Source organism: Granulicella arctica (assembly GCF_025685605.1).
GTDB lineage: Bacteria > Acidobacteriota > Terriglobia > Terriglobales > Acidobacteriaceae > Edaphobacter > Edaphobacter arcticus.
Map to the genome: position 1 here is coordinate 1 of NZ_JAGTUT010000002.1, position 25,660 is coordinate 25,660.

Sequence of the window (25,660 nt, forward strand, 5' to 3'; positions counted from 1 at the left end):
GGATGAGCTTGCCGGACTTCTCCTGCTGGGTTTCGTCCCAGTGTTCTGTGCCATCGAAATCGCCGCGGAGATAGGGTGCATAGCGTCCCCACGCGACGCCGGTCATGACGGTGACGCGATAGCCATGCTGCTTCCATGAGCGAATTCGTGCGGCTGTGGTGTCGTCGATGCCGTAGACCATGACGGTGTCGGCGTTAATGTTGGTGCGTGGCGACCATTCGTGGTCTGTCTGGAATAAGAGACGATCCTGTGCGCCTCCGGACAGCGTCAGGGCAAGAGCAAAGACTGATATGAAGCAGCGCATGGTTACTGATCCCTTGCAGCGGGCTGTGACATGGATGGAGGCGCTGCATCGGGGCTGCTGCCCCATGAGGTGTTGGGTCTTGGTCCCATGGTGAGAGCGAGTTTGCCACCGTTGGCGATGTCCGTGTGGCTGAACCAGGGTTTATTCCAGGGCTTGTTGTTGAGAGTGGCGGACTGAATGTAGATGTTGGTCCCCGAATTATTCTTTGCGACGATCTCGAAGGTCTTGCCGTTTCCGAGGTGGATGCTGGACCGGGTAAAGAGCGGGCTACCGAGAATGTAGTAGGGGCTGGATGGATCGACAGTGTAGAAGCCCATGGCACTCATGACATACCAGGAGGATGTGGCACCCTGATCGTCCATGCCGGGAAAGCCGAAACCAGAGGCGTCGCTGCCGTACATCTCTTTCAGGATCTTGCGAGTGAGGGCTTGCGTCTTCCAGGGTTGGCCCACCCAGTCGTAGTAGTAAGGGGCCTGCTGGTCCGGCTGGTTACCCTGAACATACTGGCCGACGACGCCAGTGCAGTCACGGCAGATGCCTTTGGGATGGTAGGGCGTGCTGAAGAATTCGTCTAACTTGGCTGCGGCTTTTTCTCTGCCGCCGAGCAGGTTGACAAGGCCTTGTACATCGTGTGGGACGAGCCAGAGGGTAGACCAGCCGGAGGCCTCCTTCATCATGAAGTTGTAGTACGGCTCGGCGGGATCGAAGGGGGAGATCCACTGGCCATCGGCTGTCTTGCCGCGCATAAAATTGACTGTCGGATCGAAGACATTCTTGTAATTATGCGAACGCTTGAGAAACATCTCAGCATCTTCCTTCTTACCGAGTTTGCGGGCGTAGAGGGACATGGCATAGTCGTCCCAGCTGTATTCGAGCGTGGTGGCGGCGCCTGCCTTTCCACCGGCATAGGGTGGGCTGGGATTGCCGGGTGGGATGATGTCTGAGATCCAGCCATTCTTTTGATATTCGTCGAGATAGCCTCGCGGGCCTTTGATGTCGGTAGCGTTCTTGCGAAGGAATTCGTAGGTGGCGGCGTAGTCGAAGTCGAGCCCCCGGTCCCAATCGCCTAGGTACATGAAGACGGCATTGTCGCCGTGGAAGGAGGTGCCCATGTAGCCGGATTCACGGGCCATGTCGAGCTCGGAGTGGAGGATGTCGAGCTTAGTTTGCGGTTCTAAAAGGGTGAGCAGGACGATCTGGTTGCGGCCTGTATCCCAGAAGGGTACCGAGCCATAATGGTCATAGGTGGCGGTCTTCTGGATGCCGTCATGGCCGGTGAACTCTTCACCCTTGCGGGCTACGAGACGCGGGCTATCGAAGGAGTGGAGGAGGGAGGAGTAGAAAAGCATCTTCTCTTTTTCGGTGCCGCCTTGTACTTCGATGATGTTCAGCTTGCCGGCCCATTCGGTCTCGGCCTGTTTGTGTACGCGTTCGAAGTCCCAGCCGGGATCTTCGGAGCGTAGCCGCTGCTCGGCCATGGCATAGCTGGAGCCACGGGCGATCTTTACGAGGACCTGCTCGCCGGCCTTGGTTGAGAACTGCAGGTAAGCACCGGCGTAGAGGCCGGAGATGATGCGGGTGTCGGGCTCGATGTTCTTATCGCCTAAGAGGCTGCCGCGCGTGGGCCATTGATTCGGAGGAGTTTCTTTGAATGCGCCGAAGGATGTGAATGGTTTGGAGAACTCGGCGATGAAGAAGGTGTCGGCATCGACTTGGCCGTGGCGTCGGGTGCCATGCTGGCGCTCGCCGCGTACGGTGTTATTGTCGATGATCTCGATCGTGCCGCCAGCGCGATCCGTATCGATGAGGATGTGTGCCTGGTCGGTCTGCGGGAAGGTGAAGCGGTAGAGCCCTGTCCACGTGGTCACAGTCATCTCAGCTTTGGTCCTGAAGTCATCGAGGAAAACGCTGTAGTAGCCGGGCGAGGCGACTTCACGCTTCTTGTCGTAGACGGACGGGGTACGCTGCGGCGGAAGTGCCCAATCGCCGACGATTGGCGAGATGACGGGACCATCGCCGCCACCATAGCCCCCATAGGAGAAGCCGAAGATGGTGCGATTCGGGTAGTAGTAGGTTGCCGGAACACCAGCTACATATTGAAGTGGCAGATTGGCGTTTATGGGTGCCATCTCTGTGGAGCTATGTGGGAGTTTGGCACCAGGCGAGGTGAAGCCAGAGTAGATCTGCTCGCCCGGCGGAGGCGCGTTGCCGATGAGTTTCTGATCATCGAGCGGCGCCGTTCCGACTAACGGGTTGGCGTAGTCGAGGGGCGCTTTGCTGACGGTTTGAGCCCGCATGGTTATGCCGGCGATGGACGTAAGGAGGACGAACGCGGATAGGGTTATATTGCCGCGGCAAATGAGCATGGTTCGTGACTCTCCTGGTGGCTTCGGCTACTGCTTTTGCGTTGCGCGCAACATTCTAAAAAACGTATCGCCTCGTATGATTTCAAAGGCAGGGATCAGTGTATTGGTAAGCGATTTGACGCCGGTGGGAGTAAGCGAGGAGGTGAAGGATTCTATGCCTGCAGCGACGAAGAGAGGCGATTTGCCGTCCCAGGCTGCGGCGACTTGTGCAAGCTGCGTGGTGCCGGTGGGAATGTCGTTGATACCAAGCAGGGTGACGACGGGTAGCTTGTTAGCGAAGCTGACGACGCTGGTGAGATCGTAGTTGAGCATGATGCCAAGGAGGCCGGGGATGTTGCGCTCGTAGCTGCCGGCTATCTGCGGGCTGAGAGGGAGGTTGTCGGTATCGTTGCGGTTGTAGGCGAAGAGGGTGTTCATGCCGGTGCTGCGCATGTACTCGCCGGAATGGCGGGGGAAGACCTCAAAGGCAGAGACGGGCCACTCGGCTGGATAGGTGTAGCCTGCGCCGGAAGGACCAGCCATGAGGAGGTCGCTCGGCGTGCGGGTGCGTTGATAGTAATGGAGGAAGCTGGGGGCGATGTCGAGCAGGAGCGTGCTGATGCTCCAGTTGAGGATGACGCTGCCGCGGCCGGGATCGTCCCATAGATCGCGGAGGCGATGCTGGCAGTACTGGACGTTATCGCCCTCGACCATGGTGAGGGTCAGATAGATTTTGTTTTCGAGCTTGGGCAGGTGCGGAGGGTTGGGAATGCGGGCGTCGACGGATTCGCGTACGCCTGCGAAGACGGAGCCGTTGAAGAGGTCGTCGGTGGCGACGACGGGCGAGGCGTACTGGCTCAGGAGAGTGACGCCGGGCATCTCGTGCCCGAGCGGAAACCAGCCTAGATAGGGCGTGTTGGGCGGCGTCTGCTTGAGAATGGTTTCGAATAAAGCGGCCTGATCGGCGACCTCGGGGTCAAGCCAGAAGACTGGTGAGTTTGTGGCAATGATGTAGTCGCGGAAGATTGCATTGCCCTGCTGCACGCTAGGCGCGGTGGCGGAGCCGGAGACGACGAATTCGTTCTGGAGATCGTTCGAGAGCAGGAGCTGCTTGGTGCCTGCGGGCGGTGTGAATTTGTAGATGAAGTAATTGGTTCCGTCAGCGAAGCGCCATCCGCTGGGCGAGATTTGTGAGCCGTCAGCGTCAAAGAGAAATGGCGTCTCGGCTGCAGTACCGGGAACAAACGAGGCGATCGGAGTACCATCGGCGGTGATCGTGACCTGGGCTACGGCTGGCCCCCAGCCGTCGTTGGGGAAGTTATCGGTGTAGCGGATGAAGACTGCCTCACCGCCGAGGAGGCCGCTGATGTCGGCGGTATAGATCGCTCGGTTTGAGGAGTCTGTGATGGGACGCGTCTCCTGAAGGATCATGGTCCATGACACGTTTGCGACGGTGACGGTGTTGCTTGGGGAGATGGCGGTGAGAATGCGCTTTGAGGACTTTGGCCAGACATTGGTGAGGGCGTATTCGTAGGCTGAGACTGTACCGGTGAAGCGGCCGGTGAGATCGTCGAGGACTTCGAGTTGGTGAGTCTTGGCGATGGCGGCGGTTGCGATGACGGCGTTGCGCTGACTGGCGATGGCGGTGGCTACGTTGATGGAGTCGGGTTGGTTCGGGTCGTAGACGATGGCACCACGAATCTCGGAACGGTAGCGGGCGAAAAGATCCCATGGCTCGGTGGAGATGCGGTGAGGCACGCTGATGGTGTTGAGCCAGGTAAGGTTGGTCTGGTCGGTGCCCCAGTAGAAATAGAGGCGAGGTTCCTTTCGGTTGATCTGGCCCTGCAGGGTGACGAGTAGGGTTTGCTCATCCCCGTTGAGGGTCGAGAGATCAGCAGCTTCAAGAAATCGCGCCTGAGGCAACGTAGGGAGCGTGCCGTTGATACCTGACTGCTGTGCAAAAGATGGGAGGACCCGACTGCCGGTCGCGGCTCCAGTGAGGGCCATAAAGGTACGACGTGATAAAGACATGATCTTTCTCCTTAGCTGACCTTATTTGTTCGTCCGGCAACCTACCACTGAACCCGGGCTCCAAGCTGCCCAGTACGGGTTGTGCCGGAGACACCGGTGATCTGTCCGAAAGTCGTGTCGTTCGGGTTTGTATCCGGGCCGTTGATGTAGTGACGATTGAAGACGTCATAAAACTCAGCGCGAAGCGTGGCCTGCAGGCGCTTATCGGGACCGAAGGCGAAAGCCTTCGAGAGGGCTAGGCTCTCGTTGGCTGCTCCCGAGTTCCAGCGCCACTTATCGTAGTTGTAAGGCGTATTGCCGAGGGTGCCGAGCGCTGGAGTGGCGAAGAGGGTTGGGGAGAAATCCTGATTGGCCGGGTCGCGGGTGTTGCCCAGATTCACCTTGCCGCCGTGGAAGTGGTTCACCATGTTGTAGGGGTTCGCTCCGTTAGCGAAGTTGTCGCGCTGACGATTGAAGAAGAATGGATACTGCACAGGCGAGTTGACGGTGCCGATCGGGCCGCCGGAGCCGTAGCTGAGATTGGTTCCAATGGTCCAGCCGGCAACGGCGAGGTCGAGTGCGTGCGACCGGCTTAGGAACTGCTGACCCCTGCCGAAGGGCAGAAGATAGGTCACATAGCCAGAGAGCAGATGCGTCTGGTCGATGCCTTGAACCCAGTGATGCGAATCAGGTACGTCACTCGCGCTCTGATAGCCGTATTGGCCATTCGAAGCAGAGTCTCTCCCAGAGAGGTTGCTGCCGGTAAGGTGGGACAAGGTGTAACTCAAATCAGCATTTAAGTTATGTGCACTCCTCGCTTTGATCTCTACGATGAACGCATTGAAGGAGCTTACGCCGACCTGCTCGTCGGTCTTCAGGACAAGGATGTTATTGAACGAGGCGGCCTGTGGAATGGGAGCGATGGCAGCATAAGCAGGACCTGTAAACCCGGCGTACGGATAAGGCACGCCGATCGCCGCAGCTTGGCCTGCGTTGCTGATGGTGTCGTTGATATGCCCGGACGTCAGCAGCTTGCTATAGGTGCCAAAATCCGGATAGTTGATCCCGACTGACTCAGGCGAGTCGTGCAGGCCGCCACCCCGCGTGCCCATGTACCGCGTGTCTATGATGATGCCTTTGGCGAGTTCATATTGGATGCCCGCATAGAAGGCTTGCGTATGGCCAAGGTGCAGCGTTTTCGGACTGATCGAGAGCGGTTGGCCATAATCAAAACTTGTCTGGGTGATCGTGCGAGCCAGCTGTACCGTTTGTCCCGGATACCCGCCCGTCCAGTTGAAAGCAGTAGATCCGGGAATGCTGTTCGGCACCGTGTTCGTGCCACTCCAGAACTCCGCCTGCTGCGACGGGAATCCGTAGCCGTAGCCGGAGTTCAACTCGCCCAACGGAACGTAATACAAGCCATAGTTCGCTCGGGCCACCAGCTTGTTTGTCACCTGGTAGGCGCCGCCAAAATGAGGGGCAAACTGGCGAAGGGTGTTGTCGGTCTGAAAGGTCGATCCGGAGTTCTGTGCGAAAGTCCATGCACCCTTGTTCGTTCCCCAGAGCGGATTCTGCGCGTTTAAGTCGAAGTTGGTCCAATGGCCTTCATGCTGATGGCCTGCAAAGGTATAAACCCAGGTCACTCCCATATTCAAAGTGGCTTTGGTATTGATCTTGTAATCATCCTGCGCAAACATCGTAAGGTATTTCTGTCGGGGGTAAGTGGGCTGAGGAATGTTCTGTGACGCCGACTGCACATTGCCGAGCAGCATGCTTGCAAACCCGCTGCCTACATAAGGCGTGATTGATGTATCGGTAGGGCCACCCGTCTGATTGTTGAAATTATAATTTTGAATATTCCCGCCGGCACTTGAGTTCAGGCCCTGGAGGTAGACGTACCCGCCGAATTTGAAGGAGTGATGGCCCTTCTGCCAGGCAACGGAATCCTGGAAGTGATAACCGTAGTAATTCTGGTATGAGTACACGCTCGTGCCGTTCGAGGCCACGCCCACACCGTTCGCGCCAGAGTAGGAAATCGTGGGAAAGCCCTTGCCATCGGCGTTAAAGCCATAAGTGGCAGCACTCGGTATAACGAACTCGGGTATCTGCGTGTACTGCGTCGACGAATAACCAAGTGCAAAGGTATTCAGCACAGTCGGAGTGACCGAATAATTGTCAATCACACGCGTCGTAAAGTTCGGTGTGTTGTTGCTCCACTCAGAGGTAAGTGGACCAGGGCTTGTGGGGGTGCTCACCAGACCGCCCCCGGTAACACTCACCCACTTAACGTAGTCGAACGAAGCGCTCAAGTGATGCTTGCTGGAAAAGTTATGGTCCATCTTGATGTCGTACGATCGTTTCGTCTCGCTTGGCGTATTGCTGACGAGCGTTGGATAGTTGTTGTAGATACGGCTGGTCAGTGTGGGCGCATAGTACTTGGAATAGAATCCCGCAATGGCCTGCGAACGCGGCGATATGAGACTCGCGGGAATGACATTGCCTGCGAACGGTGTAGCGCAGGTCTGGCCGTTGACGACCTTCTGTGTACGAGGGTCGAAGATCTGCCCATATTGATATGGCGTGCCGGTGCAGGGATTGATGGCTAGAGCGCCATTCGTGACGATATTACCCTGGCTAGTTCCGCCCGTAAGTAGCTCGCTGAAGTCGCCGGTGAGCATCTTGGCAGTCGGAACGGTCGTTGCGTTCGGATTCAGCGCGTAGTTGGTCTGACTGTAGTATTCATAGTCGCCAAAGAGGAAGGTGCGATTCTTCCAGATAGGGCCGCCGAGGCTTCCGCCATAATCGTTGAAGCGATCACGTGGTCTTGAGTTGTCGCGCTGGCAAGTAATATCGGCCGCACTGCAGCCCGCGAGAAAATACTTATTGGACCAGCTGTTTGCATTCAATGCTTCGTTCTGAAGAAATTCAAACGCGCTGCCGTGAATCTTATTGGTCCCGGATTTCAGTTCAAACAGGAGCACGCCGCCGCCCGTCGCGCCAAGCTCCGCATTCGCGTTCGTGGTCTGCACCTGAGTCTCCTGCAAGGCCTCAAGTCCCGGTGTGGCGATCGCGCCTTGCGGCCCGGCGGCGGCATCAACACCATCGATGTATACAGTGTTCGTCCATGAATACGCGCCGCCGAAGTTAAGCGTGCTGTAAACCTGGTTGCCGGAGATACTCGATTTCGAGGTGGTAGGGGTAGTCGCTACAACAATCTGCAACGCATCGCGACCGTCCGTTGCATTGAGGGGCAAGTCGCGCAGCGCGCCCTCTTCGAGCGTGTTCGTCACGCTGGAGGTGTCGGTCTCCATAAGTTGCGGCGTCGCCGAAACCGAGATGGTCTGGGTATCTGAGCCAACCGTCAGGCTCACATTTACGGTCTGCACGGCCGCTGCAACGAGGTGCACGGAGGACTGTGCATTCTGAAATCCCGTCTGGCTCACGATCACGGTGTAGTCGCCGATTGGCAGGCTCGAAATGCTGTAAATGCCCGCACCATTTGTCACGCTGTTGAAGGTTGCGCTTGTAGCAGTGTTCGTAGCGTTAACAGTCACGCCCTGCATGACGGCTCCCGAGGAGTCCGTAATATGCCCTGTCAGCGTGGCGCGATCTGCCTGTCCGAACGCGACGCTCTGCGAAGAGAGTATGAGAATAAATTGAAGAAGAGTGGCAGTTCGCAGGTACGAAATAATCCGTTGCATAAGGGCCCTTTCGTGCTGGCTTCCGCCAAGTTGCTAAGCTGGTCGTTAGCCTTGGCCGACCGGATGATAACGTTGACAACGTTGTCGTTTTTGCTGTCAGCGCGACATTATTCTTTCGAAGAAGCTTCTGTCAAGCGCTTCACCGGGTCACAACCAACTTGAGCGGCCTTACCGAGGGAAAGGCTCTATCAAACACAAGTGGAGGAGAGTGAGACACGGAGATTGCAGGTTTCTTTCACCTAGGATGTTGCGGGGTGCACGGCCTCTTCCCTTTCTTGCGTCTCGCTAGTCACTTAGCCCAGCCATACGCAATCACCGCAAGAGACTAGTAAAAAAGAAAAGCACGAGCCTCAAAAAGATATTACTGATGCGCATGCCCGAGACAGTATCTTGTTCGAGGCGCTGGCATTACTCCCTTGGAGAGGAACCAACGACGGTCCACTGCGCCATGAGTTTGCTAACCGCACTCGACTGATGACGATAGGTTCCTATCTGTTGAAGGATGCTGAGGTAGGAAGCTCACCAAGTACAACCTCAATTCACATAGGGTTGAAGAGAGGTGTGGCGGAAGAGGACGGCGACGAAGTTCAAAAAGATAACCCCCGGAACTTGGGACCGTCCAAAGGCTAGGGTGGAACCAGCTTTCCACCCTGGGTTGGATTGTGAGGTCGGTCTGGCCTCTGTATAACTGCTCCTACCGCTGGATGTATGGGTCAGCGCCAACAAACCATTGAGAAAGAAGGAAGACATGTCGGATAGCGAAGTCGTCGGAAACCAGAAGACCATCTTGAGTAATCAGGAGACGATTCTGAAAAACCAGGACACCATCGTCGAGAACCAGAAGTCCATTCTCGACAACCAGAAAAGCATTGAGAAGAACCAGGAAGCGCTCGAGCAAATCCTGGCTAATCAAAAAGAGATCCTCGCAGCCGTCACAAAGTAAGGCGGCGTTTCCAAGGGCCGCTGCCTGATGGCAGCGGCAGCCCCATCCGTACCGCGCAGGGTGAGTCGAGCATCACAGATAGCTTATGGGCCAATCCATAACGCCTTGCTTAAAATCCCCCCTTTATAGTTCCCCGCGACGATATCGAAGTGCCGAGCGTCCTCAAATTGGCCGCTACCGCCCTCCCGGCAAACTTCCGGATCAATCCCCTACCTGCCCTCCTCCGCCTGTGGCATGCTCTGCCAGTCCGTCAGAGGTCGGAGCGCTACGACCTGAACAGCATCCTTATCCCAAGAGAACGACGAGGTTCAAGGCTTCGACACCCACGACAGGCAGCCAGGCGGGCGAGACACCTACCTCACGGCTGCCCAAGATGCGTGCTTTGCAACGGAACTGCTCGGTCCACCCGTTCTCGTCTCGTGAAGATCTGCCGTGCAGTCCAGGAGCCAAGCCGCACATCAATTACACAACAGGGCGCGGATACTTTGCCTCCACAATCGTCGAAATTCCACCACGTGGCCGGAAGTCGCCAACAACATGCGCCCAGACTGGCTCACAGGACCTCACGACATCATCCAGCACCTGATTCACGATATTCTCCTGAAAAATCCCAAGATTACGATATGTGAACAGGTACTCCTTCAGTGACTTCAACTCCATACAGCTTTCACGAGGCATATAACGGATTGTCAACCGTCCAAAATCCGGCAGTCCCGTCTTCGGGCAAACACTCGTAAACTCTGGATCATCCACAAGGATCTCGTAGGCTTTAAACTGATTCGGCCATGTATCGATGTCAGGAAATTTTGTATCAAGACCCGCCATAGCGTGGTCGTCGGTGTAACCGGTCTTCTGCGTAGTCATAGTCCTAGTTTATCGCGCAACAACCACCTTCGAAACCATCAGCGCCGCAGCATCTGTTAGCCCGCGGAGCAGCCAGAAATCATCTCTACTTTCTTCGACGGAACCCTTCCATTCATCGGGGAGAATGTATGACTAACTTGTTTGCTTTGAAGACTTTGCCTGTAACCCAATTGCAATGAGGAGTTTACAGTGCGATGACCCACAAACCCTTTGTTATTAACACCTTAGGGCTTCTGAGAAAATAGAAAGCAGTCAGCGCATCGAGACGCTCGTCAGTCGCCAGCCGGTCGTCTGGCAATCTTCGCATCTCTCGTCTTCATAAGCTTACTCAATCCCTCCAGCGGAATACGCGACTAACCTCTTTGTTTTGAATATCTTGGTCGTAACTTCAATGTAATGAATACTTTACGACAGACTTCAGCTCTAAACCCAATGCTGTCTAGGCTTTAGGACCTCCGACGAAAATGAAATCATCGGCCGGGAGGGTCCTTGGGGAGTCGCAATCTGGATATCTGACGCTGAAGCCCTTAGTTCCGCCGACCTAAAGTCGGGCGGTCATCGGTCGTCGAGCTGGGATTTGTCGAGTTAGGATCACTGTTGCTGCCCACTCGCCGAAGCGTAGGCTTGTTGCCGCCTTTGCCGTCGTTGATCTTGCGCTTGTTCTCGATCCGAGCCAGCCGCGACTTTACATCGTCAAATTCAGAAGTCGTCACCATATAATCAGGTCGTGCCGGCATGATAGTCGCGATCTCATCCTCAGATCGAGCAATCCTGTCCGGAGTTTGCGGATGGTCAGCGAACACCTTCGCCAGCGTTCCCGGCTTGTGCTTCTCCAGCGCGTCGATCTTCTCGAAGAACTGGATAAAAGCCTGCGGATCGTAGCCCGCACGATACATATATTGCAGTCCGAGCCAGTCTGCTTCAGCTTCAAAGTTTCTCGAAAACTGCAGGAACGTCAACGGAATGGCAAGTTGGGTCGCCTCATAAATTCCATATCCGGTGTAGGAACCCGAGGTCATGATAATCAGCGGAATCGACGCAAGCTGGAAGTAGTTCATCCTCGTGGCTTCACGCGCCGCATGATGCGCACAAACATGCGCCGTCTCATGCGCCATCACGCCCGCAAGCTCAGCCTCCTCATCCGCCGCCATAATCAACCCGGAGTTCACATAGAAGAAGCCACCCGGCAGGGCCATGGCGTTGATCTCGTCCGAATCGATGATTTTGATCGTAAACGGAACCTTGCAATCTGAATTCTTGACGATATTCTGTCCCACCCGATTGATGTACTCGACGATCACCGGATCGGTCACAAGATGCGCCGACTTCTCAATCTCCATCGAATACGACTTGCCGTTTCGAATCTCCCAGTCCGTTGAATACCAGTTCCCTGTTCCGCGGCCGCCAATGTTCCGCGTTCCCACCGCAGCAACATCGTCCTCGCTACCCGCCTTGATATGCGGATCAAGCGACTCTCCAGGTGACGGAAGCGAATCAGTCTTCTTGCTCGCCTCATCCCGCGCAACCTTCATCTCCGCCTCAGTTGGCGGGACCGGCGGAACTGGAACCGTCGTCGGCTGCGGACCCGATGGCGAAGTCGGCGTCGGAGTTGTTGTAGTCGGAGTGTTCGAAGGAATCTGCGCAGGCGTCGTCGTCTGGGCAAGCGCGACCGCACTGCACACCAGCAAAGCCGGAAGGCTCAGGCGCGAAAAGGATCGCATCGAAACAGGTCGCATGGGGATCTCTCCTGGAAGGCCGCTTCCCTGCGGACGGACGCAGCGCTACGTGATCTTAGACGTAGTATGCGCTCTTTCGGTAGCGATTGCGAGAGACCGCTTCACCACGTCGAATACGAAGTGCCTTCACTGGAAGTCTCCTGCGCGCCGCTGTGGACATCATCGATTCCTGCCTGGGTCTGATCGATGCTCATCAGCGAATCCTCCTGGCCCGGAACCCACGAATCAGTCCGGTTCGTAATGGGATCCTTCGGCATCGATTTCAGATATCCAGCCTGCACCAGGTCATCAAGCTGCTGCGGCGCCTTCTGCTTATCGACCGTATATGAATCGATCGCTGATCGCATCGCATGCAGATCCTCACGCAGCACCGCTTCCTTCGCCTTCTTCACCGACTGCAAGTACGCCGGAACCGCGACCGCCGCGAGGATGCCGATAATGATCATCACGATCATTAGCTCCAGCAGAGTAAAACCCTGCTCAGCATCTGTCCGACGTCGAGTTGGAGCTATTTTCACCATGTCGAATACTTCGTCCCGTCCAGTCCCGTATCGGTGCTTTTACTATGCACATCGAAGACATTCTGGCCGCCGAACGAATCAGAATCCGCATCGTCCTGATTTGACCGAAGCCCCCAGTCCGTCGTTCCCGTCATAGGATCAATCGGAATCCGCCTCAGGAACTTGACCTTCTTGTCCTGTACATCGACGCCTTTCACCAGCGTTTCGAGATCCGGCGGATAGTTGATGCTGTCCGCCTTCGTCATAAAGGCCCCCTTGTCGGCTGCGTCCTTATACCGATCGATCGCGTCCCGCATCTCCCAAAGATCCCGGCGCAGCTCTCGTTCCTTCGTCCGCTTCACTTGGAACCGAGCGATCGGAACCGCGGCAGAAGCGAGAATCGCCACAATCGTAATCGTGATAATCAGCTCAATCAGCGTCAGGCCAGCTTCGCCATCCCGCCTTCGTTCACGCCCCATCACTTCACATGCACCACTGCCTGCGAACCGACTGCGGGCAGATTCGCCTGGGCGCTATTCTTAGCCCCCACCTTAACAAGCGTCAGAGTTGAATCGCCCGCCGCCTTGGCCTTGAATGTCAGCGTGCAGACATTTCCCTGCCCTGTAATCCCAGCGACTCCGGGTGGACGAGAGGTGGAAACAGTTACCAATCCGTTGCCATCGTCGCGATGCGTCAGTGCAACGGCTTGACCGTCATGCCCGAGGAAGTCGCCAGCGTCTACGTTCACCAAGTCAAGTATCTTCGGATCAAACTGCATTTGCAGCGGAACTGAGTAAACATCGCGCCCCTGCTGCAGCATGACTGCAACCTGGAAGGTTGATCCAACCGTCTGTGCGCTATTGGCTGGAACGACACTGAGACTGACCGGCGGACCGCCTGACGCTGCGGCCGGAGGTTTCGCTGTCGCGGGCGGGTTCAACTGATCAGCAGGATTAGCTGGACGCTGGCTCTGTTGCTGAAGCTGCAACAACATGGACGACGCAGCGTTTGCAGCCGATGTTCCCGAACCAGCAGGTCGAGCGCTTGGCTCGATATACGCATCGGCATCAGCACGCGGATTCGGATCGCGGCGTAGTTCAACCGAAGCTCCAGTTCCTGTGTCAATTGCCCGCGTATTGAGGCGCGTCAGGACAGACTCGCGCACAATATGCGGAATGAGGACAAAAACGACTTCATCCTGCTTCGTTTCCTTGGACTGTGAACCGAAGAGGTATTTCAGTAGCGGAAGCTCGGCAAGACCCGGAGTTCCGCTGAGGTTTCGCAGATCATCCTTCTCCAGCAATCCGGCGAGAATGGTTGGTTCGCCTTCCTTTAGTTGAATCGTCTGGTCGACCACGCGCTGCGAGATGATCGGCTCCTGAACATTCGAGATTGTGACCGTGCCGTTCTGGGTCGACACCTCAATCTTCATCTTGAGAGAGATTTCGTGGTCGTAGTGAACTGTCGGCGTCATATCGATATTAACGCCGACATCGAGGTACGTGAATTGTGTCTGCACGCCAATACTGGCGATGCCGGTGGAAACTCCAGCATTGTAGGAACCTGTAGCAACCGGGATCTTGGAACCGATCTTCAACGTCGCACGCTGTCCATCCGTAGCGCGAACCTTCGGGTTCTGCAAGACGCGCGTGTCGCTGTCCGTAAGCAGGGCATTGAGCGTTCCGCCGGTGATCGTAACGCCGAAGTTGTTGGCATTCAGGTGCGCCAGGTTATTGAGAGTCAATCCGGTCGAAGTGGTGGTCGGCGTTGTTGTGCCGTCGCTGCTGCTGCTGGTCGACGTAGAAGTAGTCGATGTTGAATTGGCCACCTGCGGCGTCAGGCCGATCGATTGCGGCAGAGTGATTCCAAGGGTGCGGACCTTGTCCCGATTCACCTCTAAAATCGCCACGTCCACGATCACCTCTGGCTTGGCGCGGTCGAGATCGTTCAAGAGCTTCTGTGCCAGCAATAGCTGGTCGGGCGTTGCCCGCATGACAATCGCGTTTTGAGAAGGGACAAGATACACCTTCACACTTGGGTCAAGCAGGTTGCGGATTGCCGTCAAAACCTCGGTCGCATCCGCCTGCTGACTCGCGTTACTGAGATAAAACGTCTGGACAGCTACCTCATCCAGATCTGTTCGCTTGGTCCGCGTATTCTGCGCGATGAAGATCGTGTTGGCAGTGACCGGCTTATAGAAGGTTCCAGCGATTGTACCCACGATCCTCAGCGCATCGGACAGGCTGACGTTCGTCAGATCAACTGGAACGCGCTTCGAGGTGTAATCCGGGTCGAAAAGAACATTCAGGCCTGCCAGCTTGCCAATAGCTTGATAAATCACCTTGGTGTCGTCGACAGCGTGCAACGTAATAAGTTCGTTCGAGACGGGCTTCAACTCGATGATCCCTGAGATAGACCCAATTGCGCTCAGCATCTCATTCGGCTTAGGAACTACCTCCGCCGTGCCACCGGGGGGTGCCGCCTGCTGCTGACGCTGGGTAATATCGATCTCCTGCTGGGCCACCTGGTCGCCAGGATCGATCAAGAGCGCACGTGTGAACTCCGTGACCGCGCCCGTGAAATCGCCATTTTGGCGAAGTACCCGGCCCCGATCAACATGCGAGGCAGCTGCCTGGAAACGAAGGCGTTCCATGCCTGTCTTGTAGCGGAGATCCTTTGGATTCTTCAGAAATGCCTGGCGGTAGCCTTCGTAGGCGCCATCATAGTCTTCACGCGTCTCAGCGTTGCGGGCTCGCTTGAACCAGGTTCCTGCGGACTGCGCCTTGGCAGAGACAGTTAGATCGCCTACCAGCAGCATCGCCATGACAGCGATAATCGGAACCATGCCAAATTTGACCTGCAGCAACCCTTGAATGAGTCGGCGGACAAGAGGTCGGACGGTTTTCCGGGGGAAGAACGATAGAGACCCACGACTCATGCTGATTCCGTTTGCGTCCTTTACATCATGCGGAGTGTGGCTATCAAAGGAGCAGTCGCCTGCCCCGATAGATGTCCAGATGCTTGCCCTGTTATCCATATTTCGGAGATCCGTGTCGCGCCCATCGACCGCAGTGATGCGCTTCCCAGACTCGGGTGAGTATAGCATTCGTAGCACTCGCCACATCATGCGAATCGCGCCGTTCTAATGGCCTCTATGCCCATCGCCGGACTCAATCTCATCCCTCAACTCCCATGATGCAAACTACGATCTCTGCTGGATACGAGGTTTAGACGTGCCCGCATGGAATGGGTAAGGCGGGAATGACGACTTTGGCTGACAACATGTGCTCACTCATCAGATCGGATACATGACAACAGTGTTAAAATAGAGTTCTGTCATGGCACGTTCTCTCTCCAATCCGACTGTGGCGCATCCGCCCAAGCCTGTGGTCAAGGAAAAGGACCGCGATCCGATCGCCGCCGGCCATCGCGATGCCGCCTTTAACCGTTCCGCCAGCTTTAATTACTTTCTTTCAGACCGTTTCGAAGCAGGCGTAGCGCTTCGCGGTACCGAGGTTAAATCGATCCGGGAGGGCAAGGCTAACCTCAAAGACGCCTACGGCCTTCTCAAAGACGGCGAATGCTTCCTCCTTAACGCGCATATTGGTCCGTTTTCACACGGCAATGCCATGAATCATGAGTCTCTGCGCACGAGAAAGCTATTGCTTCACAGAACAGAGGTCCGCAAGCTGGAAGCTTTGACGAAGCAGAAGGGATTTACGTTGATCCCTGTCCGGCTCTACTTCCGCAACGGGCGGGTCAAATGTGAGGTCGCTCTTGCAAAGGGTAAGCAGGAATGGGATAAACGGGCAACCGAGCGCAAACGGGAGGCCGATGGTGAGGCCAAGGCCGCTATTGCTCGGAGTCAGCGACGCTAACTCCTGCCGAGCTTGTTTACCGCAAAGTACGCTTCCGCTGAACAGTTGTAAGCCGGGTTACCATAAGAGTCTATGGATACCAGACTTCTCTTTCAGGATGCTGACGCCTTTGTCATCCCAATGTTGGCAGTGTTTGCTGTGGATGTAGCGACCGGAAAAGACGCGACACCACTTCCCGCGCTACTTACGACTTCAGACACCATATCGAGGGCCGCAGAACGCGTCCTCTCGTCAGGAGAATTTAAAGCAAGTGTAGGCGAGACTCTCCTGCTGCATGCACCTAGTGGGATTAAAGCTGAGCGACTATTACTAGTCGGCCTTGGCAAGGCGAAGTCGCTCTCCGTCGATGAGATTCGCAAGGGTGCCGGCACGGCCGTTCGCACCGCCAAGCCCCGAGGATTTCGCGACATCGCCATCGCTTTTCCGGAGGATCATGCCCTCTCCGACGAACACCTTGAAGATCTGCCCTGTGCGCTCATGTCTCGTGCCTTGGTAGAGGGCGCCGAACTCGCCGACCCTGACTATGACATATATAGAAGCGATCGCGTCGACCGCTCCCTTAGAACCCTCACGGTGATCGCCCGCGAAGCGGAAAAGGCAACCAGCGCTGAGACGATCGCGGGCTTCGAGGAAGGTCGTATCATCGCCGCTGCCCAGAACTTTGCGCGTGACCTCGTCAATGAACCCGGCAACGTCCTCACGCCGACGGAGCTTGGTAAGCGCGCGGCCAGCATGTGCGCTGAAGTCGGCCTTGCCTGTGAGGTTCATTCAACCGAAAAACTTCACGAGTTGAAGATGGGAGCGTTCTGGGCTGTATCCCAGGGTTCACCCGAACCGCCCGCGCTCATCGTCATGACTTATGAACCGAAGCTTGAGAAGGGTGGAAGTCCGCAGGTCGATGCACCCGTCTTCGGGCTCGTTGGCAAGGGCATCACCTTCGATACAGGTGGCATCTCGCTCAAGCCTGGCGACGGAATGGAAAAAATGAAATACGACATGGCGGGTGCCGCAGCCATGATCGGTGCGATGCGAGCGATTGCCCAGCTCAAGCCTTCCGTTAAGGTCATCGGCATCGTCTGTTCAGCTGAAAATATGCCGGATGGAAAAGCTTTCAAGCCGGGCGACGTCGTCACCGCAATGTCCGGCAAGACAATTGAGATTATCAACACAGACGCTGAGGGTCGCCTCGTTCTGGCAGACGGACTGCACTATGCCAAAACTCTCGGCTGCACTCACCTGATCGACGCCGCTACGCTTACCGGAGCCTGTGTTGTCGCGCTCGGAAAGGATAATGTCGGTCTCTTCTCTAATGACGACGATACCTTTATCCAGTTCCTCAGCGTCCTTCGTAAGTCCGGCGAGAAATACTGGCGACTTCCCTGCACCGATGACTATCGCGAGCAGATCAAGAGTCAGATAGCCGACATCATGAATACGGGAGCACATCGGTGGGCAGGCGCCATCACGGCTGCGATGTTCCTCAAAGAGTTTGCGCAGGACACGCCGTGGCTTCACCTTGATATCGCTGGGTGTGCGTGGATCGATGAGCAGCGGTCCTGGATCGCCAAAGGGCCATCGGGTATCGCTGTCCGCTCTATCGTCGAATGGGTCCGCAGCTACGCGACCTAGATACAGATGCGAGCGCTGCCGGTTACATCACTGGCGGCGCCTGGATCCCCAGATAGCCGAGAGCGCGCACCATCTCCCGCCGTGCCACGGCCGCAGTAGCTAGGAGCAGGATCCGACGGGTCGGGTCCGTTTCATTCAACACATGATGCCGGTGATAAAAGTTGTTGAACTGCTGCGCTAGTTGGAAGGCGTACTTCGCAAGGTAAGCTGGCTCTGCTGTCGAAATGGCCTGCTCGATCAGCAGTGTCAGCTTGGAAGCCAGCAGCCATGTCTCCCACAGAGAGCCACCCTCTCCATCCAGCAATGCTGCTAGATCCAGATCTGCTATAGCCTCCAGCGATTCGGCCTCGGTGGTTCCGGCCTTCCGGAAAATATTGGACGCCCGCACGATCGCGTACTGTACATACGGTCCCGTCTCGCCTTCAAAGCTCAAGGCCTCTCGAAAATCAAACGCGATTACCGTATTCCGCGTAAACCGCAGCATAAAGTAGCGTAATGCACCCACCGCAATCTGCGTCGCAATGGCAAACCGGGGCTCTTCCTCAAGCTCGGCGTGCCGAGCATCTACCTCGGCCTTTGCCGCCGCGATCAGCCGATCAAGCAGGTCATCTGCTTTGACACCAAAACCCTTGCGCCCACTCACCTCAATGTAGGCCCGAGCCTGATCTTCTTCACTGACGGTGTAGCCAAGCTCCATTGCACAGCGCGGCGTCAACGCCACCATCTCATAGCTGAAGTGCGTATAACGATCAGCGGCATCCGTGTACCCCATGCCACGCAGTGCTTGGATGACGTTGTTTTGCGGGTCATTCTGCCGCGAGTCAATCACGTTATAAATCGCATCTGCCTTGCCGAAGACCGGGTGCGGATCGACTCCATCGGTAGTAGAGATCCAGCAGCATCGATCCGGCTTAACCTCGCGATGATACTGATAGAAGGGCTTGTATCCAAAGTCCTTGCCCGGCAACAATCCGAACTTCCAGAGATGATAGGCGATATCCTTCCCCACGTACGTCACCGTCCCATTCGACCGGACGATCACTTTGGCATCTTCATCCGGAAGACTCGAATCAGCCGTCGCAGTCTCCTCCGGTGTACCCGCGCGTCGCATCACATAGCAGCCCTTGTTCTTTCCAAGCGTTTCCAGATAAAGCACACCTTTGTCAAGCATCAAGGCACGCGCTGCATCCCAGAAATGTAGCGTAAGAATCTCGCTCTCGCGTGGCAGAAAGTCGTACTCAATATCGAGCCGCTCCATCGTCTGCAAATGCCGGTAGAGCACCGCTGTTGAGATTAGGTCGGCTATAGCTGCTGTATCGTTGCCTCCCTCTTCAAGCGCGTGGAGCGTCTCCAGACGAAGCTGCTTGCGTATTGCGAGTTGCTCCGGGTCTGCTGTGTACCACTGCGAGACTCGCGCGTAAAGATCCCAGCAGTAAAAGTCGATTCGCTGGTTCGTCTCAATCAACTCTGTCAGCAACTCACGTGTGCTCTCGAGCGTTTTATCCTCAAGATGCGTCAGCCCAACTACCACATCCGCTACCTGCACTCCAGTGTTGTCAATATAGTTCTGAACGCCCACCTCCCAACCCCGCTTGTAGCTATCAGGTCTGAGCAGCCGCTGAAACGTATCGCCGAGGATTGCATTCCGCAGATGGCCGATATGTGCGGCTTTGTTCGGATTGATACTTGTATGCTCGATCAGCCTAAAACCCGCGCCGCCGATATCGGCATGTCGATCGGCAGCAATCCTGCGTACCGTAGCCGCACGATCCAACCGTATGTTCAGATAACCCGCACCGGCCACCTCAATGCTCGCTACGCCCTCCAACTCTGGCAGCGCCGCCATCAATTCGTTCGCCAACTCCGTCGCGATTACGCGGGGCGCCTTCCGAAGTCGCTTCGCTAGTTCAAACGCCACTGGCAGAGCTATCTCCCCTAGCGCAATGCCCGGTGGCTGCTCCACCGCGAGTTGCGTGAAGGACACATCATATTTCGAGAGAAGAATGGTCTGAATTTTAGCTAAAAGAAGCTGCTGAACCGTGCGATACATAGGTGATTTCCTATCTCAAGCCATAAAGAAACAAAGTGTTCAAAAATGGTAAATTGGCGTTCTTCAGTGGGCCGAATGACACAACCGTACGAACTTCCTGTAGGTCTACGGCAACTCTACGGGAAGCGTCTCGATCTCTGTCAGCAGCGGCGTGTGATTGTGAATCTTGATGCGGTGAAGCAGGAAGATGATGCCGCCCGCACCTGTAATCGAAATCAGCAGCCAGACATGCAGCATCAATCCGAATAATGCTGACTGCGACGCTGGCGCTCCATGGCTGACCAGGGACGTCTTCACAGCCAGTTCAAACGGCCCAATTGCTCCTGGCGAACTGGGAATGAGGTACGAAAGATTGGCAAAGGAGACCGCAAGCCAAGGTCCGACGCGATCGGTTGGCACGCCTACAAGCTTCAGAGCCGAGACAAAGATCATCCCCTCGCAGGTCCAGATTACAGCGGAGTAGACCAACAGAAGCAGCGACCCTCCGACACCCAGGCGCGCAGTCGCGTCGAGAGCCAACGTGATCCAGTGCTCCAGCTTCGTCATGATCCCGTTGGTCGGGAGTTTCTGAAAGATAGCAGCAAGCCTCGGCTGTAGCGGCTTTGCCCCGACTAAGAGAACTAGGAGCCCGGCGAACGAGATCGCCAGGGAGGTATAAGCGGCAACATGATAGCTATGAGTTGCGATGCTGCCCATCGTGGAGACGAAGAGCAGGCCTAGTACAAAGATATCCAAAAGTTTCTCGAGAATGACGGTACTCAGAATGACTGACGGCGAGGTACCCAGATCACCCGCGTACGTAAACACTCGCATAATATCGCCAATGCGCAGTGGGAGGATGTTGTTCGCCGCCAGCGATGTCATCAACACTCGCGCACATACGCCAAAGCTCGCTCCGGTTGGCAGCATCATCCGCGTCCATCGCAGGCAGCGAAGTGTGTAGCTGGCCAGCGTAAAGGCAAGCACGCCGACGATCCAGATCGGCTGCACAAGGCGTACCGCTCGAAACTCGGCGAATGTAATCTTGTGGAACGTATACCAGAGGAAAAAAGCGCTGATCAGCAGGCCCGGCAGAGTCTTCAGAAGATTACGTTGCTTCTTGGGCGAAGAATCCGTCACGCGGCCGTCCGAAGGGTAACTGGTCGCAGAACCTGGCAGATTTCATATAAGACAGACTTGGGAGTATGCATAGGCAATTACGATTGTAAATGGCCAAAGGCAAACAGCCGATGCACCTGAGTGATGTCTCCGACTTTGCCGTACCAGTATGTCGATAGGGTTTATCGCTGACAGAAGAAAACTTTACCGCCAAGCCTTGGTCTATACATCATCAGCCACATGCGGACCAGTAAGCTTGACCAAGCGGAGCGTCAGTTGAAAGCATTTCATTGAGCACTACCGTTTTAGCCGCGGAATCAACCGTCTCGCGTTCAGGGCGCTCCATGCGGCCGTGGAGAAGTCGTCTGCTTCATGTGGTCGTTCTGACTCTCTTGACGGGTCTGGCATTCGCCATACACGGTTACCATCCCTATTCCGAGGACGGCGGCCTTTATGCGGCAGGCGTAAAAGGACTGTTGAACCCGGCGCTCTATCCTCACAGTCACCGCTTTGTGGAGGCGCACCTCAGATACTCACTCTTCGCGCCAGCCGTCGCCGCCGCTGTCCGGATCACTCATCTCAGTCTGCCTGCAGTCCTGGCTGGCACCTATCTGCTCGGCATTGCCGCAACGCTCGCTGGTGTATGGCTCTTGGCGAAGCACTGCTACCGCAACCCTGCAGCACGATTCGGTGTCGTAGCCCTCACTGCCACATGGCTGACTGTGCCAGTGGCAGGTACGTCGCTCATCCTGCAGGATCCGTATGTCACAGCGCGCAGCATATCTAGTCCGTGTACCCTTTTGGCGTTTGCTGCTGTCCTAAACTTCTTCTGCGCCTCTTCCTCTCGTGCCCGATTGCGAAGCATGTCCTGTTGCCTTGCATGCCTCCTTATCGCAGCCTTGGTTCATCCGCTGATGGCGGCTTACGCCGTTGGTGATGTGCTTCTACTCGCGGCTGTGCTCTCTCAGCGACAAACGATCCAGCGTTGGGGACCGGCCGCTCTCTGCGTCCTCGCTTTTCTTGTGGCGGGAGTACTCCAGGTCCTCTCGCATCCGGATGACAGTGACTACGTTCAGGTTGCCATGACCCGCTACTATTGGTTCTTATCGGAATGGCACTGGTACGAGGTTGCCGGGCTTATCGCGCCGCTCCTGATCCTTGGCGGGGTCGTTTGGCAAGCACGTGCTCGCCCTGCCGGGGGACAACGCCCCACTCTGATAATTGCTCGACGTGCACTCGCACTCATGGCCCTTGCTTCAGGAACTACTGCCACCTCAGTAGCTCTTGTTTTTGCGCAGCAAGGCTCCCCGGCACACCTTGTTGCGCGCCTGCAACCCCTCCGGAGCTTCCAGACAATCTACTTCATGATGATCCTCACCCTGGGTGCGGCACTCGGCGAACACTTTCTTCGCAGCAATATGTGGCGCTGGTTGGCGGTCTTCAGCATGCTAGGAAGCATCATGTTTTATGTCCAGCGCAGTACCTACCCGTCGTCAGCCCATATCGAATGGACGAATTCAAGGCCAGTAAATCGATGGCAGCAAGCCTTTTTCTGGATCAGTCACAACACACCGACTACCGCCAATTTTGCTCTTGATGCTGACTACATCTCGCTGCCTGGCGAGGATGCCCAAAGCTTCCGGGCTATCGCTGAACGCAGCGCTCTTCCTGACTATTCCAAAGATGGTGGCGAAGCCTCAATCACCCCTTCACTCGCCCGTGAGTGGACCAGCGGTCAACACGCACAATCCCACCTGAGCGCAGAGAGCGACGCGGAACGCCTGGCAGCATTGCGTGCCTTCAACGCAGACTGGGTCGTCCTCCAGCATGATGCACAAACAGCATCTGTCTGCCCATACCAAAACACCCTGGTAAAGGTCTGTAGGCTGCCTTGACGTGGTAACCTTCTTGAGTGGCATGAGAGCGTAGCTCAGTTGGTAGAGCATCGCCCTTTTAAGGCGTTGGTCCTGGGTTCGAGCCCCAGCGCTCTCACCATAAGACCCAATAGAGACAAGGGTTTTAGCTCGAACCAAGACATTCATCTAAGACACTGGTTCAGCGAAGTGATACTAAAGTGATACTTTTTTCGGGATCTCTTGCGCTTCCTTGCAGTCGCTGCCTCTGTCCCTCGGCACCCTAGAAGGCTTTCTAAGTCTTATAGCTTGCGGCTAGGCTGACTTCTTCCGCAGGGCCTCCTTAGCAGGTGTCTTGACCAGGTCGATTCCCTTCTTGGGCTCGGCCTTTGTACTCGCCACAGGTTTCTTCTTGGGCGCAACTTCCGTGCCAGCGTCCCCGATGCTCTTCCTGAGCGCGTCCATCAGGGTCACAACCTTCCCACGGGTCGGCTGCTCCACCTCATCCTTCGGCAACGGCAAGTGATGAATCTTGGCATTGACCAGTTCCTCACCGCCACCCTCATACCCGTCCGTGAATTTTGCTCATGTCGAGCTTCGAAGTTCGCTTAGCGATCAGCGATTCGGCGAGTCCAGTGACTCCTCGTTGATCTCGACCTCCTCGGTGTCACGGAAGTGATCACTCTGGCATCGAAGCTCGATCAGGGGGATGACGAAGTCTCGCGCCGTGCGCTCGTCCGGGTTGGACTGGATCAGATCGATGGATTTCTCCAGAAGGGTACACCCGCATGGATTGATGCGGGTATGGACTTCAACCGAACCTGTCAAGTGTCAACAAAAGAGGTCGCCGAGCTACGTCCGGATGCGCGGAGACTCGATGTTCGCAACGAGAGAGAGTGAGCAGAGGGTCACATCGCTGGAGCCATTCACATCTCACTTGGGGAGCTCGCTGGCAGAATCGGAGAACTTCCGAGGAATTTGGCCGTCGTTACAGTCTGCGGCAGTGGCTATCTCATCGCAGCAAGCCTGCATGAAGCTCAGGGATTGAAAGACATTAGTTCCACGGACGGCGGAATGACCGCGTCGAACCGTATAAAGCTGCCAACAGTTATGCCGTAAGTTGTCCTGCCCAGGAAGCAGGATGGAGCGCGGTTTGGCTGCAATGGCTTCATGGCCCAGTTAGCCTGGGCAGCCGACTTCGGCGTTGGAAAGTCTTCTCCGTAAACCCAGGTTACAACGTGCTCGCATGCAAAATATCACACCCTGAGCGGCGAACCGTACCGTCAGCCGATACTCTCTTTCACTTCAAACTCTGTGGCGGAACGATTCCATTCATCCTCAAGTATTCTGAAAGCTGCCCGTAGTGGTCTGCGTCATGAACCATCACGTATGCAGCGATTCCAGTCTTCGTCATTCCGTGGGAGTCTGGAGGCATTTCGCTAGAATTCCCAGCATTCAGAGTGAGTAACGCTCTGTGTCCGTAAGCGAACGAGCGAGTCAGGGCAGAGATGATTTCGTCCTTACTCTTCAGGTCTTTTATGGAATCCATGTCCATATCGGGCTTGAGTTCGCTCATGACGCTATAGATGACGAAGTTCATCTCGGCTACGTGCTTCACCTCGGCAGCGAAGGTTCGCACCCCCTTGTAATCAGCCCCCGCCAATTCAAGCGTAGCCGGGGTGAAGTCATACTTCTCACTAGGCATCGCCTTCGAAACCGCCAGGAACTGAAGTTCGAACTGTGACAAGACCTTATCGAACGACTGGCTTAAGGGGTCGGGCCTTGCCGCCGTTTGCGCCGTCACGGTTAGAGGCATAGAAGCAGTGGTTAACAGGACAGTAGTGATCACGAAATGGCGAATTGCGAACATATGGAGTCTCCCACACGGAAGATAACCCACCTCGCATCCACCGGCGTTGCAATGTTGCAGCCCGGTTCGGGCGAGAGGTGAAACGGTTGCAAGACATGTGGGACGGTCTGCACTATCGGCGCCTGTTTGCACCAAGCACTCTAAGTTGCCGATCCTGGCTGACCGAAGTTCCGTTTTCGCCGTCCGGCTTTCAACCTGGAGCCCCGGATACCGAGGAGCGCCTTATCGATGAGTTGATCTCCATATTCCTCCGTCACAGCGGGGTGGCGAAGCAGAAGCCGAAGGTACAGTGGCGCGACAATCGCATCGAGGAGGAGTTCAGGGTCTGTCTCAGCCACGAACTCACCCGATGCCACTCCACGCTCGATGTCTGCCACGGTGGAAGCCCGTCGCGGGCGGATGTGGCTTTCGTAGAGCTCCTCCAGGATCGACGGATCACCCTGGCCCTCAGCGATCAAGTCCGCGACAACCTTTCCGAACAAGCCATTACATTGGACGACGAGGTGCTTCACCCTTATTCGCAGTGCCTCTTCTGCCGTCGTTGCACCCGGTATCTCGAGAATGACATTGAACCGCTCATGGAACATGGCCATGATGAGAGCGGCCTTGGAGGGCCACCACTTGTACAGTGTCGGTTTTCCGACTCCCGCTCGTTTTGCGACCGCATCCATGGTCAGGTCACGAGCGGGCTTCTCTTCCAGCAGCCCGGATAAGGCGTCCATGATCGCGGTGTGTGAGACGGCCGCGTCGCTGCGTGGTCTTCCCATCGGCAGCGGTTTGGGTCTCGATTTCGACATGACATCAACTTACCTGAACGAAGCGTAAAAATAAATGCATCGATAAACTTTTCTTTACGTCTAGTAAAGTGTATTAATTCTA

Annotated in this window: 19 protein-coding genes, 1 tRNA gene and 1 pseudogene; 6 read left to right on the forward strand and 15 right to left on the reverse strand. The window is 56.0% G+C overall.

Going from position 1 to position 25,660, the window contains the following annotated elements; all coding sequences use genetic code 11:
- The 4 genes and pseudogenes from OHL20_RS20035 to OHL20_RS20050 all read right to left on the reverse strand — a co-directional run.
- Window positions 1-304: pseudogene (locus OHL20_RS20035) on the reverse strand (hypothetical protein); the annotation flags it as partial.
- A 2-nt stretch (window positions 305-306) separates the two neighbouring features.
- Window positions 307-2,670, reverse strand: coding sequence for a GH92 family glycosyl hydrolase (locus OHL20_RS20040; protein ID WP_263385075.1), 2,364 nt, complete (start codon window positions 2,668-2,670; stop codon window positions 307-309).
- Window positions 2,671-2,697: 27 nt separating this feature from the next.
- Window positions 2,698-4,680 (reverse strand): GxGYxYP domain-containing protein, encoded by a 1,983-nt coding sequence (locus tag OHL20_RS20045; RefSeq protein WP_263385076.1) that lies wholly within the window; start codon window positions 4,678-4,680, stop codon window positions 2,698-2,700.
- 41 nt (window positions 4,681-4,721) lie between these two features.
- On the reverse strand, window positions 4,722-8,360 hold the full coding sequence (locus OHL20_RS20050; RefSeq protein WP_263385077.1) for a TonB-dependent receptor: 3,639 nt from the start codon (window positions 8,358-8,360) through the stop codon (window positions 4,722-4,724).
- A gap of 748 nt (window positions 8,361-9,108) precedes the next feature.
- Between OHL20_RS20050 and OHL20_RS20055 the strand changes: the two genes are divergently transcribed.
- A complete protein-coding gene (locus OHL20_RS20055; RefSeq protein ID WP_263385078.1) occupies window positions 9,109-9,303 on the forward strand; it encodes a hypothetical protein in 195 nt (64 codons plus the stop codon).
- Window positions 9,304-9,765: 462 nt separating this feature from the next.
- Here OHL20_RS20055 and queF read toward each other — a convergent pair whose 3' ends face one another.
- The 5 genes from queF to OHL20_RS20080 form a co-directional block, all read right to left on the reverse strand.
- A complete protein-coding gene (gene queF / locus OHL20_RS20060) occupies window positions 9,766-10,167 on the reverse strand; it encodes a preQ(1) synthase (RefSeq protein ID WP_263385079.1) in 402 nt (133 codons plus the stop codon).
- Between the two features lie 527 nt (window positions 10,168-10,694).
- Window positions 10,695-11,903 carry a M48 family metallopeptidase gene (locus OHL20_RS20065; protein WP_263385080.1) on the reverse strand — a complete coding sequence of 403 codons (1,209 nt, stop codon included), beginning with the start codon at window positions 11,901-11,903 and terminating at the stop codon, window positions 10,695-10,697.
- A 101-nt stretch (window positions 11,904-12,004) separates the two neighbouring features.
- Window positions 12,005-12,424: a type II secretion system protein gene (locus tag OHL20_RS20070; protein WP_263385081.1), complete on the reverse strand. Its 420-nt coding sequence runs from the start codon at window positions 12,422-12,424 to the stop codon at window positions 12,005-12,007.
- The gene (locus OHL20_RS20075; RefSeq protein WP_263385082.1) at window positions 12,418-12,882 is read right to left on the reverse strand and encodes a type II secretion system protein; all 465 of its coding nucleotides are present in this window, start codon (window positions 12,880-12,882) and stop codon (window positions 12,418-12,420) included. Before OHL20_RS20075 ends, OHL20_RS20070 begins: the two co-directional genes overlap by 7 nt.
- The gene (locus OHL20_RS20080) at window positions 12,882-15,248 is read right to left on the reverse strand and encodes a cohesin domain-containing protein (RefSeq protein ID WP_263385083.1); all 2,367 of its coding nucleotides are present in this window, start codon (window positions 15,246-15,248) and stop codon (window positions 12,882-12,884) included. Before OHL20_RS20080 ends, OHL20_RS20075 begins: the two co-directional genes overlap by 1 nt.
- A gap of 493 nt (window positions 15,249-15,741) precedes the next feature.
- Here OHL20_RS20080 and smpB point away from each other — a divergent pair, with 493 nt between their 5' ends.
- A complete protein-coding gene (gene smpB / locus OHL20_RS20085) occupies window positions 15,742-16,281 on the forward strand; it encodes an SsrA-binding protein SmpB (RefSeq protein WP_263385084.1) in 540 nt (179 codons plus the stop codon).
- A gap of 72 nt (window positions 16,282-16,353) precedes the next feature.
- Window positions 16,354-17,910 carry a leucyl aminopeptidase gene (locus OHL20_RS20090; protein ID WP_263385085.1) on the forward strand — a complete coding sequence of 519 codons (1,557 nt, stop codon included), beginning with the start codon at window positions 16,354-16,356 and terminating at the stop codon, window positions 17,908-17,910.
- A 22-nt stretch (window positions 17,911-17,932) separates the two neighbouring features.
- On the opposite strand, the gene OHL20_RS20095 is transcribed toward OHL20_RS20090, so the two are convergent.
- Entirely contained in the window at window positions 17,933-19,960 is a 2,028-nt protein-coding gene (locus OHL20_RS20095; protein ID WP_263385086.1) for an arginine--tRNA ligase, read from the reverse strand.
- Between the two features lie 105 nt (window positions 19,961-20,065).
- Window positions 20,066-21,079, reverse strand: a complete 1,014-nt coding sequence (locus OHL20_RS20100; RefSeq protein ID WP_263385087.1) for a lysylphosphatidylglycerol synthase transmembrane domain-containing protein — start codon at window positions 21,077-21,079, stop codon at window positions 20,066-20,068.
- Window positions 21,080-21,432: 353 nt separating this feature from the next.
- Between OHL20_RS20100 and OHL20_RS20105 the strand changes: the two genes are divergently transcribed.
- Entirely contained in the window at window positions 21,433-22,953 is a 1,521-nt protein-coding gene (locus OHL20_RS20105) for a hypothetical protein (RefSeq protein ID WP_263385088.1), read from the forward strand.
- Window positions 22,954-22,977: 24 nt separating this feature from the next.
- Window positions 22,978-23,053: transfer RNA gene (locus OHL20_RS20110), tRNA-Lys, on the forward strand.
- Between the two features lie 173 nt (window positions 23,054-23,226).
- Here OHL20_RS20110 and OHL20_RS20115 read toward each other — a convergent pair.
- Together OHL20_RS20115 and OHL20_RS20120 are read right to left on the reverse strand one after the other, a co-directional pair.
- Entirely contained in the window at window positions 23,227-23,433 is a 207-nt protein-coding gene (locus tag OHL20_RS20115; RefSeq protein WP_263385089.1) for a hypothetical protein, read from the reverse strand.
- Window positions 23,434-23,526: 93 nt separating this feature from the next.
- Window positions 23,527-23,739, reverse strand: a complete 213-nt coding sequence (locus tag OHL20_RS20120; protein ID WP_263385090.1) for a hypothetical protein — start codon at window positions 23,737-23,739, stop codon at window positions 23,527-23,529.
- 84 nt (window positions 23,740-23,823) lie between these two features.
- Here OHL20_RS20120 and OHL20_RS25300 point away from each other — a divergent pair, with 84 nt between their 5' ends.
- Complete coding sequence (locus OHL20_RS25300) at window positions 23,824-24,030, forward strand: rhodanese-like domain-containing protein (protein ID WP_396272742.1); 207 nt, start codon at window positions 23,824-23,826, stop codon at window positions 24,028-24,030.
- 181 nt (window positions 24,031-24,211) lie between these two features.
- On the opposite strand, the gene OHL20_RS20125 is transcribed toward OHL20_RS25300, so the two are convergent.
- Entirely contained in the window at window positions 24,212-24,781 is a 570-nt protein-coding gene (locus OHL20_RS20125; RefSeq protein WP_263385091.1) for a DinB family protein, read from the reverse strand.
- Window positions 24,782-24,921: 140 nt separating this feature from the next.
- Complete coding sequence (locus OHL20_RS20130; RefSeq protein WP_263385092.1) at window positions 24,922-25,578, reverse strand: TetR/AcrR family transcriptional regulator; 657 nt, start codon at window positions 25,576-25,578, stop codon at window positions 24,922-24,924.
- Between the last annotated feature and the right edge of the window lie 82 nt (window positions 25,579-25,660).

Excerpts from the sequence above, each read along its gene's own strand:
- OHL20_RS20040 (WP_263385075.1), bottom strand. The coding sequence starts at position 2,670 with ATGCTCATTTGCCGCGGCAATATAACCCTATCCGCGTTCGTCCTCCTT.
- OHL20_RS20045 (WP_263385076.1), bottom strand. The coding sequence starts at position 4,680 with ATGTCTTTATCACGTCGTACCTTTATGGCCCTCACTGGAGCCGCGACC.
- OHL20_RS20050 (WP_263385077.1), bottom strand. The coding sequence starts at position 8,360 with ATGCAACGGATTATTTCGTACCTGCGAACTGCCACTCTTCTTCAATTT.
- OHL20_RS20055 (WP_263385078.1), top strand. The coding sequence starts at position 9,109 with ATGTCGGATAGCGAAGTCGTCGGAAACCAGAAGACCATCTTGAGTAAT.
- queF (WP_263385079.1), bottom strand. The coding sequence starts at position 10,167 with ATGACTACGCAGAAGACCGGTTACACCGACGACCACGCTATGGCGGGT.
- OHL20_RS20065 (WP_263385080.1), bottom strand. The coding sequence starts at position 11,903 with ATGCGACCTGTTTCGATGCGATCCTTTTCGCGCCTGAGCCTTCCGGCT.
- OHL20_RS20070 (WP_263385081.1), bottom strand. The coding sequence starts at position 12,424 with ATGGTGAAAATAGCTCCAACTCGACGTCGGACAGATGCTGAGCAGGGT.
- OHL20_RS20075 (WP_263385082.1), bottom strand. The coding sequence starts at position 12,882 with ATGGGGCGTGAACGAAGGCGGGATGGCGAAGCTGGCCTGACGCTGATT.
- OHL20_RS20080 (WP_263385083.1), bottom strand. The coding sequence starts at position 15,248 with ATGGTTCCGATTATCGCTGTCATGGCGATGCTGCTGGTAGGCGATCTA.
- smpB (WP_263385084.1), top strand. The coding sequence starts at position 15,742 with ATGGCACGTTCTCTCTCCAATCCGACTGTGGCGCATCCGCCCAAGCCT.
- OHL20_RS20090 (WP_263385085.1), top strand. The coding sequence starts at position 16,354 with ATGGATACCAGACTTCTCTTTCAGGATGCTGACGCCTTTGTCATCCCA.
- OHL20_RS20095 (WP_263385086.1), bottom strand. The coding sequence starts at position 19,960 with ATGTATCGCACGGTTCAGCAGCTTCTTTTAGCTAAAATTCAGACCATT.
- OHL20_RS20125 (WP_263385091.1), bottom strand. The coding sequence starts at position 24,781 with ATGTTCGCAATTCGCCATTTCGTGATCACTACTGTCCTGTTAACCACT.
- OHL20_RS20130 (WP_263385092.1), bottom strand. The coding sequence starts at position 25,578 with ATGTCGAAATCGAGACCCAAACCGCTGCCGATGGGAAGACCACGCAGC.